General features: G+C 35.9%; 15 protein-coding genes and 2 pseudogenes. 9 read left to right on the top strand and 8 right to left on the bottom strand.

Annotated elements, in window-relative coordinates; genetic code table 11:
- Positions 1 to 5: 5 nt before the first annotated feature.
- Together OOL05_RS00540 and OOL05_RS00535 are read right to left on the bottom strand one after the other, a co-directional pair.
- Positions 6 to 476 carry a hypothetical protein gene (locus OOL05_RS00540; RefSeq protein WP_007549853.1) on the bottom strand — a complete coding sequence of 157 codons (471 nt, stop codon included), beginning with the start codon at positions 474 to 476 and terminating at the stop codon, positions 6 to 8.
- A gap of 144 nt (positions 477 to 620) precedes the next feature.
- Positions 621 to 1,091 (bottom strand): hypothetical protein, encoded by a 471-nt coding sequence (locus OOL05_RS00535; RefSeq protein WP_007549851.1) that lies wholly within the window; start codon positions 1,089 to 1,091, stop codon positions 621 to 623.
- Between the two features lie 883 nt (positions 1,092 to 1,974).
- On the opposite strand from OOL05_RS00535, the gene OOL05_RS00530 reads away from it, so the two are divergent.
- From OOL05_RS00530 to OOL05_RS00510, 5 genes are read left to right on the top strand one after another with little or no spacing between them, the layout of a single operon-like run.
- A complete protein-coding gene (locus tag OOL05_RS00530; RefSeq protein WP_264730387.1) occupies positions 1,975 to 2,466 on the top strand; it encodes a sigma-70 family RNA polymerase sigma factor in 492 nt (163 codons plus the stop codon).
- 51 nt (positions 2,467 to 2,517) lie between these two features.
- Positions 2,518 to 3,315: an ATP-binding protein gene (locus OOL05_RS00525; protein WP_077188248.1), complete on the top strand. Its 798-nt coding sequence runs from the start codon at positions 2,518 to 2,520 to the stop codon at positions 3,313 to 3,315.
- 23 nt (positions 3,316 to 3,338) lie between these two features.
- Positions 3,339 to 3,827, top strand: coding sequence for a hypothetical protein (locus OOL05_RS00520; RefSeq protein ID WP_015587751.1), 489 nt, complete (start codon positions 3,339 to 3,341; stop codon positions 3,825 to 3,827).
- Positions 3,824 to 5,044 carry an AAA family ATPase gene (locus tag OOL05_RS00515; protein ID WP_264730385.1) on the top strand — a complete coding sequence of 407 codons (1,221 nt, stop codon included), beginning with the start codon at positions 3,824 to 3,826 and terminating at the stop codon, positions 5,042 to 5,044. The genes OOL05_RS00520 and OOL05_RS00515 overlap by 4 nt, the downstream gene beginning before the upstream one ends.
- A gap of 15 nt (positions 5,045 to 5,059) precedes the next feature.
- Positions 5,060 to 7,087: an AAA family ATPase gene (locus OOL05_RS00510; RefSeq protein ID WP_264730383.1), complete on the top strand. Its 2,028-nt coding sequence runs from the start codon at positions 5,060 to 5,062 to the stop codon at positions 7,085 to 7,087.
- Between the two features lie 31 nt (positions 7,088 to 7,118).
- Here the strand turns inward: OOL05_RS00510 and ltrA (OOL05_RS00505) are convergent.
- From ltrA (OOL05_RS00505) to OOL05_RS00490, 4 genes and pseudogenes are all read right to left on the bottom strand, one after another.
- A pseudogene (gene ltrA / locus OOL05_RS00505) lies at positions 7,119 to 8,231 on the bottom strand (group II intron reverse transcriptase/maturase); the annotation flags it as partial.
- Between the two features lie 43 nt (positions 8,232 to 8,274).
- Complete coding sequence (locus tag OOL05_RS00500) at positions 8,275 to 8,397, bottom strand: hypothetical protein (RefSeq protein WP_255446080.1); 123 nt, start codon at positions 8,395 to 8,397, stop codon at positions 8,275 to 8,277.
- Between the two features lie 431 nt (positions 8,398 to 8,828).
- Positions 8,829 to 10,100 (bottom strand): group II intron reverse transcriptase/maturase, encoded by a 1,272-nt coding sequence (ltrA, locus tag OOL05_RS00495; protein ID WP_264377358.1) that lies wholly within the window; start codon positions 10,098 to 10,100, stop codon positions 8,829 to 8,831.
- A 43-nt stretch (positions 10,101 to 10,143) separates the two neighbouring features.
- A complete protein-coding gene (locus OOL05_RS00490) occupies positions 10,144 to 10,266 on the bottom strand; it encodes a hypothetical protein (RefSeq protein ID WP_255446080.1) in 123 nt (40 codons plus the stop codon).
- Between the two features lie 379 nt (positions 10,267 to 10,645).
- Here OOL05_RS00490 and OOL05_RS00485 point away from each other — a divergent pair.
- Positions 10,646 to 10,840 (top strand): annotated as a pseudogene (locus OOL05_RS00485) (hypothetical protein); the annotation flags it as partial.
- A gap of 12 nt (positions 10,841 to 10,852) precedes the next feature.
- Here the strand turns inward: OOL05_RS00485 and OOL05_RS00480 are convergent.
- Positions 10,853 to 11,962, bottom strand: a complete 1,110-nt coding sequence (locus tag OOL05_RS00480) for a hypothetical protein (RefSeq protein ID WP_264730380.1) — start codon at positions 11,960 to 11,962, stop codon at positions 10,853 to 10,855.
- Positions 11,928 to 13,124 carry a hypothetical protein gene (locus OOL05_RS00475; protein ID WP_264730378.1) on the bottom strand — a complete coding sequence of 399 codons (1,197 nt, stop codon included), beginning with the start codon at positions 13,122 to 13,124 and terminating at the stop codon, positions 11,928 to 11,930. Before OOL05_RS00475 ends, OOL05_RS00480 begins: the two co-directional genes overlap by 35 nt.
- A 341-nt stretch (positions 13,125 to 13,465) precedes the next feature.
- Here OOL05_RS00475 and OOL05_RS00470 point away from each other — a divergent pair, with 341 nt between their 5' ends.
- The 3 genes from OOL05_RS00470 to OOL05_RS00460 all read left to right on the top strand — a co-directional run bounded on the left by OOL05_RS00470 (position 13,466) and on the right by OOL05_RS00460 (position 17,053).
- On the top strand, positions 13,466 to 15,097 hold the full coding sequence (locus OOL05_RS00470) for a recombinase family protein (protein WP_264730376.1): 1,632 nt from the start codon (positions 13,466 to 13,468) through the stop codon (positions 15,095 to 15,097).
- On the top strand, positions 15,027 to 16,493 hold the full coding sequence (locus OOL05_RS00465; RefSeq protein WP_264730374.1) for a YifB family Mg chelatase-like AAA ATPase: 1,467 nt from the start codon (positions 15,027 to 15,029) through the stop codon (positions 16,491 to 16,493). Before OOL05_RS00470 ends, OOL05_RS00465 begins: the two co-directional genes overlap by 71 nt.
- 77 nt (positions 16,494 to 16,570) lie before the next feature.
- Positions 16,571 to 17,053: a hypothetical protein gene (locus tag OOL05_RS00460; protein WP_264730372.1), complete on the top strand. Its 483-nt coding sequence runs from the start codon at positions 16,571 to 16,573 to the stop codon at positions 17,051 to 17,053.
- Positions 17,054 to 17,175 lie beyond the last annotated feature (122 nt).

Here is a 17,175-nt window from a genome sequence, read left to right as displayed (position 1 = left end):
CTTTTTTATATTTGAAATTTAGTATTAGATAATTCTTGGAGTGAGTTTGTAATCTCTTCAGTTAGTACCATATGAATCTTTTCAGTGTCACTCAGTGATGCAAGTAGTGCTGAAACTCTATTTGGAATATTAAGCAAATTATTACGAACAACTCTTGCTACGTTAAATGCTTCAGTTTTTACCTCTTCAATTGACACAAATTTGCCTATTTCAGCTTTCACTTTAGCTTCCAAAAGTTTACCACGCTCGGTTTCATTTTTTATTCGCGTTTTTAGCAATATCGTTGAAAGTGTTTCTCCGCGCTCTTTTCTCCTCAGTGGTTGACTTGGATCTCTTATTGCTGCTACCGCTTCATTTGCTTGTTCTCGGTCAATAAGTCCATCTTCCAGCTCAACTATTCCTTTTTTTACTAAAGAACAGACATATTGCCTCGAAAATCCTTTTTCCCTTGCCCACTCTGCTTGCGTAATTCTCACCTTTTTTTCTCCTTTTTTAGCACTGCTCAAGCACTTCTCAGCTATAATTTCGTAAGTAGTTAACATTTGAAATATGTCTAACGCTAAAGAAGGCCCGAGGTCAGGACCACCAAATCCGCTATTCTGGCCAAAAGGACCCACTTTTTATGATATTTCTAGTGTATTAAAATCTTTACTAAAATTCATAACATAGAACATTAATGCTAAAGAATCTGCTTCATTATCATCTGTTGGACAAAAACCCTTTTTCTGCACTGCTTCAATAACATCAGCTTTACTTGCATTTCCCTTGCCAGTTATAAAACGTTTAATAGTCTTAACCGAAACACCTTGATAGGGAATATTGCTTTCCTCACACCAAGCAGAAAGGTGTGCTAAAAACCCTCCATAGATATGTGCAGCATCAGTTCCCAAGTGTCTTCTCACTTCTTCAAAGTACACAACTTCAATGCCTGGAAATTTATACTTAAGTGAATTAAGCCAATTACGAAAATTTAAAAACTGCATTCCACCACCACTAAACCTGCTAACATGAAAACTCTTACTTCCACTTTGCACTATTCCATCATTTAAAATAGTCCAGCCAGTTTGTTTGCCAAGATCTAGGGTGAGCATTTCCTTTCAGTTGTTGTGTACATATATATACAAGATTCGAAAAAATTATGTCCAAAAAATCTTTAATTTTCGAAATTTAACAACTAACATGAAAACTCTTTTACAGCCAATTTGTTTACCAAATCTTTCAATTGCCGAGTACATATATATACAAGATTTGAAAAAATTACGTCCAAAAAATCTTCAATTTTTGAAAATTTTTTATAATTAACTCTTTCTTGAAGATGTTTATTTAAAAACCTTCTAAACATGATTTTTCTACTTTCAGAGGTTCTTTTATTATTCTAATCTGATATTTTATATGTTTTTATATATGTGTATATTTTTATATATGTATTATATATATATATTATATATAAGGGTTTCAGGAAGCTAGAATCCTCCATATTGGCGGACTTCAGATATGCCGTTCCTAGGAACGATTTTAGGAACGCATGGTGAAAACCCGCCATACAGGCTAGTTTTAGATTCCTGATTCCTAATTCCTGATTTAGGAATCCAGTAATTAGGAACGGAACTTAAGGTTATAGAGAGCATACTTTTCAACTATTTTCCTCTTAAAAATTTAAGCTATTCTTTTAATAGCGAAATCCACATTTTTAGCTCTTTAGGTGATATTGAATTTCAAAATATGAAATTCTTATATATTTTTAATATAACTTTAGGAAGCCTGAGCTACCCATTCTTTGAAATCCATTCAAAATAGGTTCCAAAAACCTGAACTGTATTATTTTAAATTGCATCAGTATTATTCTCAAAAAAAAATAACAGAATATCAATAGATTAAAAATCGCATCAGTATTATTTATTTTTGCTCCTGTCCTACATAACAGCATTAATAACTCTCATCCTTAAAAGCATCAATTTGTTTTTAAGGAAAGTTATGAAATTACAAAACTACCATATAGTTATTAAAAATGTAAAATATCAAGCTTATAGACTGAAACTTGCTAAGTGCTTTATTAATGAAGCTCACGAAGATCTTGAGCAAGAACTCTTCTGTGAAATTTGGCCATGCCTTGATCAGTATGATGAAGATAAAAGTAGCTTTAACACCTTTGTAGCAAGATTAACTGAAAATAAAGCTATTAACCTGTTAAAGAAACAGCGATGTGCAAAACGCGATATCAATAACTATATTAGTATCGATGTAACAGAGCTACTTGAGGGTGAAATAACAAAACGCATTGATGTAGACTATATGATCTCGGTTTTACCAAAGGAATGGCAAAATATATGTGAGCAACTTAAATTTTTTAACTTACATGAAGTTGCCAAAATGAACAACGTTTCAAGAACCACTTTAAACAATATTATCAAGAAGATACGTGCCAAACTTTCTCCTATTTACTACGAAGGCAAAAAGAAAAATTGAACAAAATTTTTGCCTTTCTTGTATATATATACATCGTAGCATGGATAAATAATGGTTCTTAAAATTTTGAATAATAATGAAAGATTGCAAACAATATCAACTGTAAAAATGGTCATCTTTGGTCCTTATGGTATTGGTAAAACAAGTCTCCTAAAGACCGTAGATGAACCAACACTTTGCCTTGATTTTGAAGCAGGGCTTCTTGCTGTTCAAGATTGGCAAGGAGATTCAATTAGTCTTCGCACTTGGAATGAAGCTAGAGATATTGCTTGTCTTATAGGGGGGCCTAATCCTGCGCTGAAGTATGATCAAGCATATAGCCAAAGACACCATGAACATGTATCTGGTAAGTACAAAGATCTTTTCCCTGAGTTTTCTAAATACCGATGCATCTTTGTAGATAGTATAACCGTTGCTTCACGTTTATGTCTATTATGGGCAAAAATGCAACCTGAGGCTTTTTCTGAGAGATCGGGAAAACAGGACATGAGAGCTGCATATGGATTACTTGCTCAGGAAATGATGGCTTGGCTCAATCAATTTCAACACATCAGAGACAAAGACATCATCATAGTTGGCACTTTAGGTCAATATCTCGATGATTTCAATCGTCCAATTTGGCTACCTCAATGCGAAGGGACTAAAACTGCTAGTGAGATTCCTGGAATAGTTGATGAAGTAATCAGTATGGTTGGAATCAAGAGAGATGATGGAACGGAGAAACGCTCTTTTGTTTGCCACACTTTAAACCCTTGGGGATACCCAGCTAAAGACCGCAGTGGACGCCTGAGTATGGTTGAAGAACCGCATTTAGGCAAGCTGCTTACAAAGATTAAAAGCAAGTTTTAAAATTTAAACATGGAGAGTGATATATGTTACAAAACCTATTAACTGATTTTAACACTGTAAAACCGCAAAGTAGATTGATACCAAAAGGTACAATAGTAAAGGTAAAAATGACAATCAAGCCTGGAGGTTATGAGCATTGGTTTACTAAAAGCCCCACTACCGGTAGCATTTATTTAAATACAGAATTTACCGTTATTGAAGGCCCATACGCAAAGCACAAAATTTATCAAATAATTGGTATTAAAAGTAGTAAAGCAGAAGATACTTGGGGAGAAATGGGTCGTTCTATGCTTCGCAGTATCTTGGAATCGGCACGTGACATTCATCCACATGATAACTCAGAAAATGCAATCCTTGCTCGTAAGTTAAATTCAGTTGCAGAATTAAATGGCTTAGAGTTTACAGTAAAGGTAGGTGTTATAACTGATGAATATGGAGAGAAGAACAAAATTGCCTCGGTAGTTACTCCAGAATACCGCAAAAATTATGAAATTGACAGAGTACCATTTTGAAGTACGACGAGGAAAAGCTTTGGTCTGCTGTCGTTACTAGAGGTATTCAGGACGCAGTAGGAAAAAACCCAAAGCTAAGAGAAGAAGCAATTCATTGGCTGAATTCAAAATCTTTTGAAACTGTTTGCGAGCTAGCTAATCTCAACTTTAAACGTATAAAAAATATGTATGGGAATTTTATGTCTAAAAAGCAAAAAGAGTTAAAGATGTTATTGATTGATAATATCAAGGAGTGTGTTTCTTACCTACTTCCAAATGGTGAGTTTTACCGAGAAAAAACTTATATTGGAGACTTAAATGGAAATACAATTACAGTTAAAATAGTAGGTAAGGAAGCTGGTGATTGGCGTAATTTTACTGAAGGAACTGGTGGTGATATTATTGATCTTTGGATTTTAATTAAGGGTGATATATATTCTGCTAGAAAGTGGCTCAATAAAAAATCAAAGAGTGAAGAAAAAAAGGAGAGAGAAGAAAAAATATTTTCTGTAAAGCAGTACTTGAGTGATCAATCACCAATACCAGAAGATATAATAGCTCCACGAATTCTCACTCCAGGTGGTCTTTTAGTCATTGGTGGTACGCCAAAGGTTGGCAAAAGTTATTTTCTTCTCTCTTTGCTTGCACATCTTGCAGCAGGAGTGTCGTTTCTTAAGATGAAGTCAGCAAGGCCACTAAAAATAGTCTATCTGCAAAATGAGATGGAGTACAATTATATCAGGGAACGCATACAACAAATCATAACTAATCAAAGGCTACCAAATCTAGCAGAAGAAAACTTGATTGTTACTACAAAGATGAGATTAACTTTAAATGATGAAGGTATAGAGAGAATAAAAGAGATCATAGGGGAAAAATTTAAAACGATAGATCTTATCGTCTTGGATTCGATTGACTATGAAAATATATTCCCTGGCCTGCAAAGCAGAATAGAAAAATTACGTTCTATAATTAATCCTATGGCTGGAATCATTATTACACGTCATACCAGAAAAGTATCGACAGCTACACTCGCAAAAAGTCCTTTTCAAGCTTTAATTGGTGCTAATGCTTTAAGAAGTTTTTATACGTCTGGTATGGTAATGTTTCAACCAAATAAACGTGCAAATGTCTTGCAAGTAGTATATGAGCTAAGAAACGGTAAATCAATACCAGCAAAATTCATTAGCAGAGTAAATGGGCGTTGGCAGAACTCTAAAGTTATAGCTACGGCTTAATTTGTCTGCAAAAACGTGAAAACTCAGCTTCTGCAAAACATAAGATCTTGTCTTTTTCACCTACTACCAAGAGGAACATTTCGTGGCGATAAGTTTTATGTAGGTGATGTACAGGGTAACAAAGGCAAAAGCACTGTAATAGAGTTAACAGGTGAAAGAGCTGGATTATGGAAAGATTTTGCAACAGGAGAAGGTGGTGACATTATTGACCTTTGGGCAACAGTACACGGGAAGAATGCGAAAACAGAATTTCCTGAAGTAATGCTTTCAATAAGTGAATGGCTCGGCATCAAAGAAAAAAATAATACTAGAGATTTAGAACAATACCTGACTTGTAGCTGGAACTACTACGACGAGAGCAATCAAGTAATCGTAATAGTCTACCGTTATGATCCTCCTCTAGAGAAAAAACAGTTTAAACCATTTGATGTTAAAAAACAAAGATTCAAAGAGCCGGAGATAAGGCCGCTCTACAACATTCCAGGTATCTTAAAATCAGATAAGGTTATTCTGGTTGAAGGAGAAAAATGCGCAGAAGTACTTATAGAGAAAGGAATAACTGCAACAACAGCAATGTTTGGAGCAAATGCTACCCCTGATAAAACAGATTGGACTCCGCTAAAAGGTAAACATATCATCATTTGGCCGGACAACGATGAACCAGGTGATAAATATGCCAAAAATGCTGAAAAGAAACTTTTAGAACTTGGTGTTACATCACTTGCTACGCTTAAGATTCCACCAAATAAACCAAAGAGTTGGGATGCTGCTGATTGTGTGTTAGAGAGAATAAATATTGAAGAATTTATCGAAAAAAACTCAAGAAAAATAATTATTAAACCACCACTTGATATTTTCAGCTGGAGTGTAGAACGTTTTGTAGGCCCAGTACCAAAGCAAAGATTCTTGGTTGAAGGATTATTTCCTTTGGGTGTAACATCTATTTTGGCTGCAATGGGTGATACTGGTAAAGGTATGCTTCTTCTTGACCTAGCCCTCAAGGTTGCAGGTAGCATAGATCAGGTGTGTGGATTTGGCCAACTTGTTACTGAACACGGATCTGTTGTGGTATTTTCTGCAGAAGATGATACAAATGAAATACATCGTCGCTTAGAACGACTTGATCCCAAATGTGAAAGATTAAAATATAAAGATAGGCTATTTATTGTACCACTGCCAAATATAGGAGGATCATTTACCATACTTAAGAATGTTCGCGGTAAAGTTGTAGAAATATCTCCAGAATTTGAGTCTGTAGTGAAACAGCTGAGCAAGGTAAAAGATTTGAAGCTCATTATATTTGATCCTCTTGCTTCTTTCATTCATGCAGATTTAAATGCTGATCCAGCAGTAGGAGATTACCTCATGTGTTTATTATCTGATTTAGCATGTAACACTGGAGCTTCAATAATTACTGCACATCATATGAGGAAATTAAAGGGAGAAAAACCTATATCAACAGTAGAGCAAGCACGAGATGCTATTCGAGGTACTTCTGCTCTCGTAAATGGAGTCAGGTGTTCTTTTGCTTTTTGGCCTGTTGAGGATATGACTAAACCGATGATTTTTAGGTCAATTGGAAAAATCCCAAGACAAAATGCCTTATTTTATGGAGCTGTTGTTAAGGCAAATGGCCTAGCTGATCGTACCATACGTACTTACCTAAGAAATGAAGAAACAGGGCTATTAGAAGACATCACTGAACAATTAAAAGCTCAAAATATTAGCGATAAAGATCTTAAAATATATCTTATTGATTCAATTGCGCGAGCTGCTAGTTCAGGACATCCATTTACTCATACAGGAAGTGCGGGAATACATAAACAACGACAGGAGAGGGAGAGGGAGAGGGAGAGGGAGAGTAGACCAGTGGAACTTCCCCTACCAGTCTCTCGCAGAACTGTACATAAACCTCTCAGCTTATACAGCTCCCATTATTTAGCCTTTTTGACCCTAAACCTAGTGTCCAATGATAGAAAATATTTGGAGACCTATCTCTCACCTTTCCTAGAAATTGTCTTGCTAGTCTTCCGTGACTCCTGAGTCTCTTATATTTCCTTTTGACCCACTTTTCTAGATGCCGCTCTACATTCTTTAGAGATTTGTAGACCTCAGTTCTGTAAAATTTGCCATAGTACTGATACCAGCCTCTGACTATTGGATTTACTTTTCCTGATATCTCCTCTAATGTTATATGCGTATTTCGTAGCATTTTCCATGATCTTATGGTTGTAGTAATCTTTTTCTTGGCCTTGTTGCTAATTGCTGGGAGAAATGAAACAAAATGCTTCCCTATTTTATTTCTTGCTAACCTGGGTCTGAATGTGTAACCCAGAAAATCAAAACTTTGTTTAGGAAATTCATCTCTCCTATTGTCATCCTTACAGTACACTATCTGTGTCTTTTTAGGATGTAATTTCAACCTATACTCAGCCAATCTTTCTTCGATCATTACTTTCACAAATCTTGTCTGTTTCTCTGTTCTGCAGTGCACTATCGCATCGTCCACATATCTCTCAAATGGTACCGTCGGATAGTTCTTTTTCATCCATATATCAAACACATGATGCATGAATATATTAGAGATGATTGGGCTAACTGAACCTCCTTGCGGAACTCCTTTATCCCTAACTACTTTACTGCCATCTGCAAGTTGTATAGGGGATTTCATCCACCTTTCAACATATAGTATGACCCATTTGCAGTCTGTGTGTTTCTTGATAGCCTGAAGTGCTAAGTCGTGATCCAGATTGTCGAAGAACCCTGATATATCAAGGTCTACCACCCAATCGTACTTCCAGCATCTCTTACGCGCTGTATCTACCGCATCCAATGCTGATTTATTCGATCTATAACCATATGAATCCTCATGGAATTTTGGCTCCACTAACGGTTCGAGATACATTGTTGCTGCTGTTTGCGCTATCCTATCTGATACTGAAGGAACACATAAAATTCTTTGTCCTCCTCCCATATCTTTCGGTATTGCTACAGCTTTTACAGGCTCTGGAAAATAACTTCCGGATGTCATACGATTCCATAGTTTGTATAGATTATCTTTTAGATTTTCCTCAAACTTTGTTATCGAAACCCCATCTACACCAGCAGCACCTCTATTTTTCGATACTTGTTTATAAGCTCTCCAAATAAGTTGCTTTGGTATATCAAAAGACTTTGTTTTATTCATTAACTCCTCCCTTTCGGTTGATAAATAACTAAAACTAAATAACTCAGCTCCTTCGCTCCATTTCCATTACAGAAACTTCTTCACTACTACGAGCTGATCCGCCCCTGTTTTCCGCATCGGTACTCTCATCCTCAGAGATCAGCTCCTTGGATTTCTCCCTTATCATCGAAACGACAGGTTCCCGCAGTTCCACGCAATAGCCCAAAATAGATTCATGCCACCTCTATGCCGGACGCCATCTATCCAGTAAACAAGCTCCCGATAGATTTATCCCAGGTTAAGTCTAACCCCTGGTTTTGACATCATCCAATTCCTTTCGACACTTTATCAGTGGTTCATTTTCATTCATCTCTCTATTTTACACATGACGCATATTTGCGCCTTTTCCATAACGCTCACTACCTTAGCTTTTTACCAAAGCAGCTTATGGTTGTTTGAAGCCTGCTCTTGTAAGCCGGCTCCGAGGGGCCCACCCCCATCTATTGCGTAGCTTTTGCACTTAGTTTGCTCTTACTTGAACATTCCTTGTGTCTCTACGGCACACTAGACCAGTGGAACTTCCCCTACCAGTCTCTCGCAGAACTGTACATAAACCTCTCAGCTTATACAGCTCCCATTATTTAGCCTTTTTGACCCTAAACCTAGTGTCCAATGATAGAAAATATTTGGAGACCTATCTCTCACCTTTCCTAGAAATTGTCTTGCTAGTCTTCCGTGACTCCTGAGTCTCTTATATTTCCTTTTGACCCACTTTTCTAGATGCCGCTCTACATTCTTTAGAGATTTGTAGACCTCAGTTCTGTAAAATTTGCCATAGTACTGATACCAGCCTCTGACTATTGGATTTACTTTTCCTGATATCTCCTCTAATGTTATATGCGTATTTCGTAGCATTTTCCATGATCTTATGGTTGTAGTAATCTTTTTCTTGGCCTTGTTGCTAATTGCTGGGAGAAATGAAACAAAATGCTTCCCTATTTTATTTCTTGCTAACCTGGGTCTGAATGTGTAACCCAGAAAATCAAAACTTTGTTTAGGAAATTCATCTCTCCTATTGTCATCCTTACAGTACACTATCTGTGTCTTTTTAGGATGTAATTTCAACCTATACTCAGCCAATCTTTCTTCGATCATTACTTTCACAAATCTTGTCTGTTTCTCTGTTCTGCAGTGCACTATCGCATCGTCCACATATCTCTCAAATGGTACCGTCGGATAGTTCTTTTTCATCCATATATCAAACACATGATGCATGAATATATTAGAGATGATTGGGCTAACTGAACCTCCTTGCGGAACTCCTTTATCCCTAACTACTTTACTGCCATCTGCAAGTTGTATAGGGGATTTCATCCACCTTTCAACATATAGTATGACCCATTTGCAGTCTGTGTGTTTCTTGATAGCCTGAAGTGCTAAGTCGTGATCCAGATTGTCGAAGAACCCTGATATATCAAGGTCTACCACCCAATCGTACTTCCAGCATCTCTTACGCGCTGTATCTACCGCATCCAATGCTGATTTATTCGATCTATAACCATATGAATCCTCATGGAATTTTGGCTCCACTAACGGTTCGAGATACATTGTTGCTGCTGTTTGCGCTATCCTATCTGATACTGAAGGAACACATAAAATTCTTTGTCCTCCTCCCATATCTTTCGGTATTGCTACAGCTTTTACAGGCTCTGGAAAATAACTTCCGGATGTCATACGATTCCATAGTTTGTATAGATTATCTTTTAGATTTTCCTCAAACTTTGTTATCGAAACCCCATCTACACCAGCAGCACCTCTATTTTTCGATACTTGTTTATAAGCTCTCCAAATAAGTTGCTTTGGTATATCAAAAGACTTTGTTTTATTCATTAACTCCTCCCTTTCGGTTGATAAATAACTAAAACTAAATAACTCAGCTCCTTCGCTCCATTTCCATTACAGAAACTTCTTCACTACTACGAGCTGATCCGCCCCTGTTTTCCGCATCGGTACTCTCATCCTCAGAGATCAGCTCCTTGGATTTCTCCCTTATCATCGAAACGACAGGTTCCCGCAGTTCCACGCAATAGCCCAAAATAGATTCATGCCACCTCTATGCCGGACGCCATCTATCCAGTAAACAAGCTCCCGATAGATTTATCCCAGGTTAAGTCTAACCCCTGGTTTTGACATCATCCAATTCCTTTCGACACTTTATCAGTGGTTCATTTTCATTCATCTCTCTATTTTACACATGACGCATATTTGCGCCTTTTCCATAACGCTCACTACCTTAGCTTTTTACCAAAGCAGCTTATGGTTGTTTGAAGCCTGCTCTTGTAAGCCGGCTCCGAGGGGCCCACCCCCATCTATTGCGTAGCTTTTGCACTTAGTTTGCTCTTACTTGAACATTCCTTGTGTCTCTACGGCACACTAGACTACCTGAAACTTTTCATAGTATGGGAAGAGATAGATTAGAGCGTATAGTGCAAGATCTTTTACAGGCAAAGCAAATAGTTAAAGGAATGGCTAATGGTTCAAAAGAGGATAAATGGCTTGATGTAAAAACAGGACCATTTGCACGTGGGGTGGGAAAATTTATTCATGGAGCTGAAAAAAACTATTTTTGATAACAAAAAACTCTATTTTTTTATGGTCAAAGTAAAAGGGTTAATTCGATAACCATGTGATAATCTTTGCCAACCAAGTGTTTGTATTACATCATCACGTTCAATACTTAATCCTAATTTCTCAGCAAGTATAGATTTGATTGTTCTTTGCATTTTATTTAATGGTTTTCTGATTTGTTGTTCTAAATCTGCTTCTAAACTAAGTCCCAAGAGCTTTTCTAACTGATTAATATTGAGAAGCGTATGTTTTTCAGGTGGTAATTCTTTCTCACAGTCATGTAAAAATTGCCTAAATAATATTCGAAAAATATTAAGACATGATGCAGCTTTTTTATTTATAACTTCAATACTATTAACATATACCATACCTTTAACTACCTGTAACTCCAAAAGCTTTGTTGGTACAATTGGTTCAACACGTTTAAGCGAAATATATGAAGCTGGTAAAACTTGCAAAGAAGTATTTTCTACTACCTCTGGTACTCCTCTTTTAGCTGCCTCTTGAAATATCTCAGTTAAAGTCTTAAGCTGACAAAACAGTTCTACCATTGGCACTATATATAGGCTCAATAATAGATTAGGTATATCTTTTTTTAGAGTGATGAGAACTGTCGGATGGACTCTAAGTTTATCTATAGCTAAAAATATCGCATCAGTACAAAAATCAAGGATTATTAGATTTACAATGCGACCTTGATTACAAATATAATAAACTCCTTTTTCTACTTTTTCCCACATAAGTCTTGAATCATTCAACTTTGTTTCAAACCAGTCTATGATTTTCTCTGTATTTAAGTATATGGATAAGAGATGAAATCTCTGTTTTTGATAAGTATTAGGTAAAATATGACGAGAACAGTTTTCACAAATAGCGTCATCACATGCTTCATCAAAGTCTGGATCAATGAAAATCTCATTGCTACAATTTGGATCAATTACATTTGGCCAATCAAGATGATCTTCTTCACGAGAGCAAACAATATAATACCTTTCTTGCATTTTTATCCATCCAAGATCGAATAAGTATCTTGCTGCTTTAATATGATTTTGGCTTGGATTGATCCAAGAACTATTTGAACTTAAAAGATCAGCAATTTGCTCGTGAAAGAATTTTAAGACCATAAGATTGTTCCATATGTTTCTTCAGGTCCTCTCTTTCTTTTTTATTGAGTGGATGCTCTGAATAATAAACTTCCCCACTTATTTTGAAAGAAAATGTTACCTTTTTGTTTTGGAACATTACTTTAGCTGATTGAATAGATTGTAGTATGTTGCCAATAGATGGCTTTAAAATATGTAACTCTGGTGCAATAGGATCATACGGTTTTACACTTAAAGTAAGATATGTATTACTATTTTTAAAATAATCTGACTTAAAATTTAACTCAAATATACAAATGTCAGAGTCAGAACCATCTATACATGCTTGAAGAAATTTGTGCACTTGTAGTGGAAAGTTCTTATCTTGTATATTTACAAAAGTACATTCGCAGTCAAAATACCCACTTACAATGCTATTTGCTATTTCCACAGCTTTATTAGTATTTTTAGCACAGAGATTAACCTGAGTGCCATCAAGAGAGAAATCTAAAATCATCCACTCAGGTTTATGACCATGAACAACTTTGTTTGAATTAAGCAGTAAATCCATGTCACTTCCTCGACGTACAAACATATATATTCGATCTTGATGATGGAAAAAACCCTGCAACTGGTCATCATCCTTAAGTATCTGCTCTACAGCTTCTTGTGACATAAACTCTTTAAATGAAGTGTTTATTTGTCTTGGTGATTTCTGTAGAGCAAATGATATGAAACCTTTCTTTTGTACTTTATCAAAATGATAGACAGATTTTAGAAATTCACAATTTATGTGAAATAGTAAAAACAACAAGGATCTTTTATCATACTTGGTATTATTTTTTATCAGATACGATCTCATTAACTTCTCAGTCAGAGCAAATCTTGCTACTTCACTGACTGTAGCCTCAAGTTTTGTACGATCAAAGTGGCTAATGAGATAATAGTTAAAAAGAGAGTCAGAGTAACTGGCAAGTATCTTACGTTTTTGTTGAGTGGATCTATCATCGTAGTCTCCGTCCTGAAAAAGTTGCCCATTTAAATGACTTTTAAAGCAATGCTGAAAAATGATGCTCAGTTGTTTACCAGAAAGAGAATCTAACCAAGATTGACGTATCTTAGAATCCTGAAAGCGATCTAGTAAAAGGTTAACCGGAACTTCTAAATCACTTTCCCAGAATTCGTAACTTGGATGAACATTCATAACACATTAAATAAGCTATATTATACATAATATGACAATTCGAGCAAAGATTTTTTGGACATAATTTCTTCAAATCTTGTATATTTAATTAAGGAGAATTTCTTGTTTGCGCGAACTAAACAGCTTTTTTAAATAAGGTGTTTAGTTTAAAATGGTAAACGTTTTCTTTTAGCTGGTGATAAGAATTCTCCTAACCTATAAGAAAATTCACAGGAAGAAAAACATGCAAAAAGGGGAATTAACTATTAATTGCCGTTATGAGCCCAGTCGGTTGGCAGGTACATATTTGGCAGATGCTTATGAACAATTATTGAAATATAAAATAAAGGAGGTAGAAGAAAATGACAACCGTAAGCTTGTATGCAAGGGTTTCATCAAGACAACAGGCACAGGAGAATACGATAGAGAGTCAGATTGTAGAATTGGAGCGTCGCATTAGTAGTGATGGACATGAATTATTAGATGAGCATAGGTTTGTTGATAATGGTTACAGTGGATCAAACTTAGAACGTCCTGGCTTAGAGAGTTTACGTGATAGAGTAGCAGAAGGTAAGATTGATAAGATATACATTCATTCACCTGATCGGCTATCACGGAAATTTTCATATCAAATGATCCTACTCGAAGAGTTTAAAAAGGCTGGATCTGAAATAGTATTTTTGAATCATAAGTTTGATGATAATCCTGATTCCCATTTATTTCTACAGATTCAGGGAGCAATAGCAGAATATGAACGTGCAAAGATTATGGAACGAAACCGTAGAGGTAAACTTCATGCGGCCAAAGCTGGGTGTATAAGTGTGATGGGTAGGGCGCCTTACGGTTATCGCTACATAGCAAAACATGTAGGTGAAGGAAGTGCTCAATTTGAGGTTGATGAAGAAGAGGCAAATATAGTGCGTAAAATATTTAGTCGGGTTGGCCAAGAAAGAGCAAGTATAGGAGAAGTTGTACATGAACTGAATAAGATACCGGTAATAACACGAACAGGAAAAAGGTATTGGAAAAGGAGCACTATTTGGAACATGTTAAAAAATCCTGCTTATATAGGACAAGCAGCTTATGGTAAAACTAAGACATGCTCAAAACCACAAGTAAAAAAGTCAAAAAAAGGAACTTGTGGTAAACTTAAAAGTGGTCGCTTTAATAGTGATAAAGAGAATTGGACTTATATTCCAGTACCAAAGATAATCAATGAAAATTTATTTGATTCAGTGCAAACGCAATTAGCTGAAAATAGACAAAGAGCAAGAGTACGGCAAAGAAGAGAAACATATTTATTACAAGGTTTAATGGTATGCCAACGTTGTCAATATACTTATTGTGGTACAAACCACGTTCATAAAAAGTCGACATATTATTACTATCGTTGCTCTGGTACAAACTCTAGCAAATTTAATGGCAATAAAATCTGCGATAATAAATCAATACGCACTGATATATTAGATGGAGTTATATGGGAAGAAGTTAAGAGTATCTTGAAAGAGCCAGATAGGATTGCAAATGAATATCAACGTAGATTATCAGAGAACAAAAAACCTTTACATAATCAAACACGTGAAAAGCAAGAAAGTAAGCTAAGATTAAGTATCAAAAAATTTATTGATAGCTATGCTAAAGGGTTTATAAGCCAAGAAGAATTTGAACCAAGAATCACAACAATGAAACAACATTTGAAAGAAATTGAAGAAGAGAAAGAAAGAACACTCGATCAAAAGAAGTTACAACAAGAATTGAGCCTTGTTACAGATAGCTTGAAAAACTTTTCCTCAAGTGTTGAATCAAAACTTGATCTGGTAGATTGGCAGACTAAACAAAATATTATTAGAATGTTAATTCATCAAATTGAAATCAATCACAATCACTTGTATATAGTATTTCGCATAAAAAATCTTGCAAATTTTGATCAAAGTAGCCATAATAGAATTATGCAATGTTGTACTAGCAGTCAATATTGTTGGACTGCCGGATAAAACTGTTGCAGAATCTAAAGAGCGCATCAGAGCGGCATTAAACTCAATTAATTTACTACTACCTCCAAAAAGAATCACAGTTAATCTTTCCCCTGCGGATTTGCTTAAAGAAGGTAGTCATTATGATTTAGCTATTGCTGTTGGATTACTTGTTGTAATGAATGTGATACCAGTTGAAAAAGTTCAGTCTTATATAATTATGGGCGAGCTTGCACTAGACAGCAGAGTCATACCAATCTCAGGAGTACTTCCAACAGCAATCAATGCAAAACAGGCAAATAAAGGAGTAATTTGCCCAAGGGGAAATGGAGTAGAAGCTTTATGGGTAAAGAATGTTTCTATTCTGGCTATAGAGAAATTAACCGATATTATCAGACATTTTAAGGGTGAGCAGTTAATTCAGCCGGTAACTTTTAACTATAGCGCTGCACCCAAAGAAAAAAATTCAGTTCCAGATATAAAGGATATTAAAGGTCAAGTTGTTGCAAAAAGAGCAGCTGAAATTGCAGCAGCAGGTGGACACAATATGCTCCTTGTTGGACCTCCTGGTACTGGAAAATCAATGCTTGCTAAGCGATTTATAGGGCTATTACCTGATTTGACTGAGCAGGAGATGATTGATGTTAATATTATCTCTAGCATAACAAAAGCCGGTAACGAAACATTTAAAGTAACTCGTCCCTTTCGTGAACCTCATCATTCATGCTCCATGCCAGCGATGATAGGAGGAGGAAAAAATGCAAAGCCTGGGGAAATCACCATGGCTCACAATGGTGTGTTATTTCTTGATGAGCTACCTGAATTTCCAAGGCTTGTGCTTGATTCTCTACGCCAACCACTTGAAGATAGAAAGGTAACTATTGCACGTGCAAATGCTCACATTACTTATCCAGCTAATTTTCAACTTATAGCTGCAATGAATCCCTGCAGGTGCGGTTATTTAGGTGATGCAAGTAGATCGTGCAACAAAGCTCCAAAGTGTGGCACAGATTACAAAAACAAAATATCAGGACCATTGCTTGATAGAATAGACATATGCATTGAAATGCCAAACGTCAATATATTCTCTCCTGAAATTTGTTCAGAAGGAGAAAGTACTAAGACGATAAGAGAAAGAGTGATATCAGCGAGAAAAATTCAAACTGAGCGTTATAGTAAATTTAATATTCGTTGCAATGCAGAAGTCAGTGGTGAAGCATTTAATAAATTCACTGAACCAGATCAGGAAGGGTTAGAATTGCTAAAATACGTATTGAAAGAAAATTATATTTCTAATCGAGGCTACACACGCGTATTAAGAGTCGCAAGAACCATTGCAGATCTTGTAAAAAGTGAAGAGGTAAAGAAAGCACACATTGCAGAAGCGCTGAATTACAGAATAAGAATGTATAAATAAATTAATCTGCTTGACAGAAAACTTTTTTTTGCCATATACTACCATTAGTGAAATTTTAATATTTTAGGAGTACAGTTATGCCGACAGTAGAAACAATCAAAGATAAAGTTAAAGAAGTTTATAATCAGGGTTATGGTTTTGTAAAAGGACATAAAAAGGGAACAATTTTTATTTCTTTAGCAGTTATAGCAGTAGCTTCACTTACAGCTGCTTATTTTTTAAGTCCAGCTTATGCAACCTTTGTTGGTACAGTTGGAACAAAAGCTGCAACACTTGTTAATCCTGCGATTACTGCAATGTCTAATTTTGCATTTGCTCATCCACTTGTTGCTAGTTTGGTAGTTCTTGCTGCAGTAGCAGCTTTAATAACTGCACCTGTGTATGCATATATGAACAGTAGTAAGGCAGGGCAACTTGCTAAGCTTGAGAAAAATTTCAAGGATGGTTGCGAAGTAGATAGTGAGAGTAATGATTGGAAGTTTAAAGCAGGTACTACACCATTAACGCTCTTGAGTGATATTACCAGTATTAATCTTCCAAAAACAATCGGTCAAGCGTAACAAAACAAAAAGGGATAGAAACCTATCCCTTTTTTCTATTGGTTAAAATTCGAAAATCACTACGTCTATTGATTAGTGATATTTCTAGTGTTAAGAATAAGTAAATCTTGTTTACTATTTGC

Origin of the sequence: Wolbachia endosymbiont (group B) of Episyrphus balteatus, from assembly GCF_947250575.1 — a bacterium.
Taxonomy (GTDB): Bacteria; Pseudomonadota; Alphaproteobacteria; order Rickettsiales; family Anaplasmataceae; genus Wolbachia.
The sequence above is the reverse complement of the archived record's forward strand: the minus strand, read 5'-3'. Positions and strand labels throughout refer to the sequence as shown.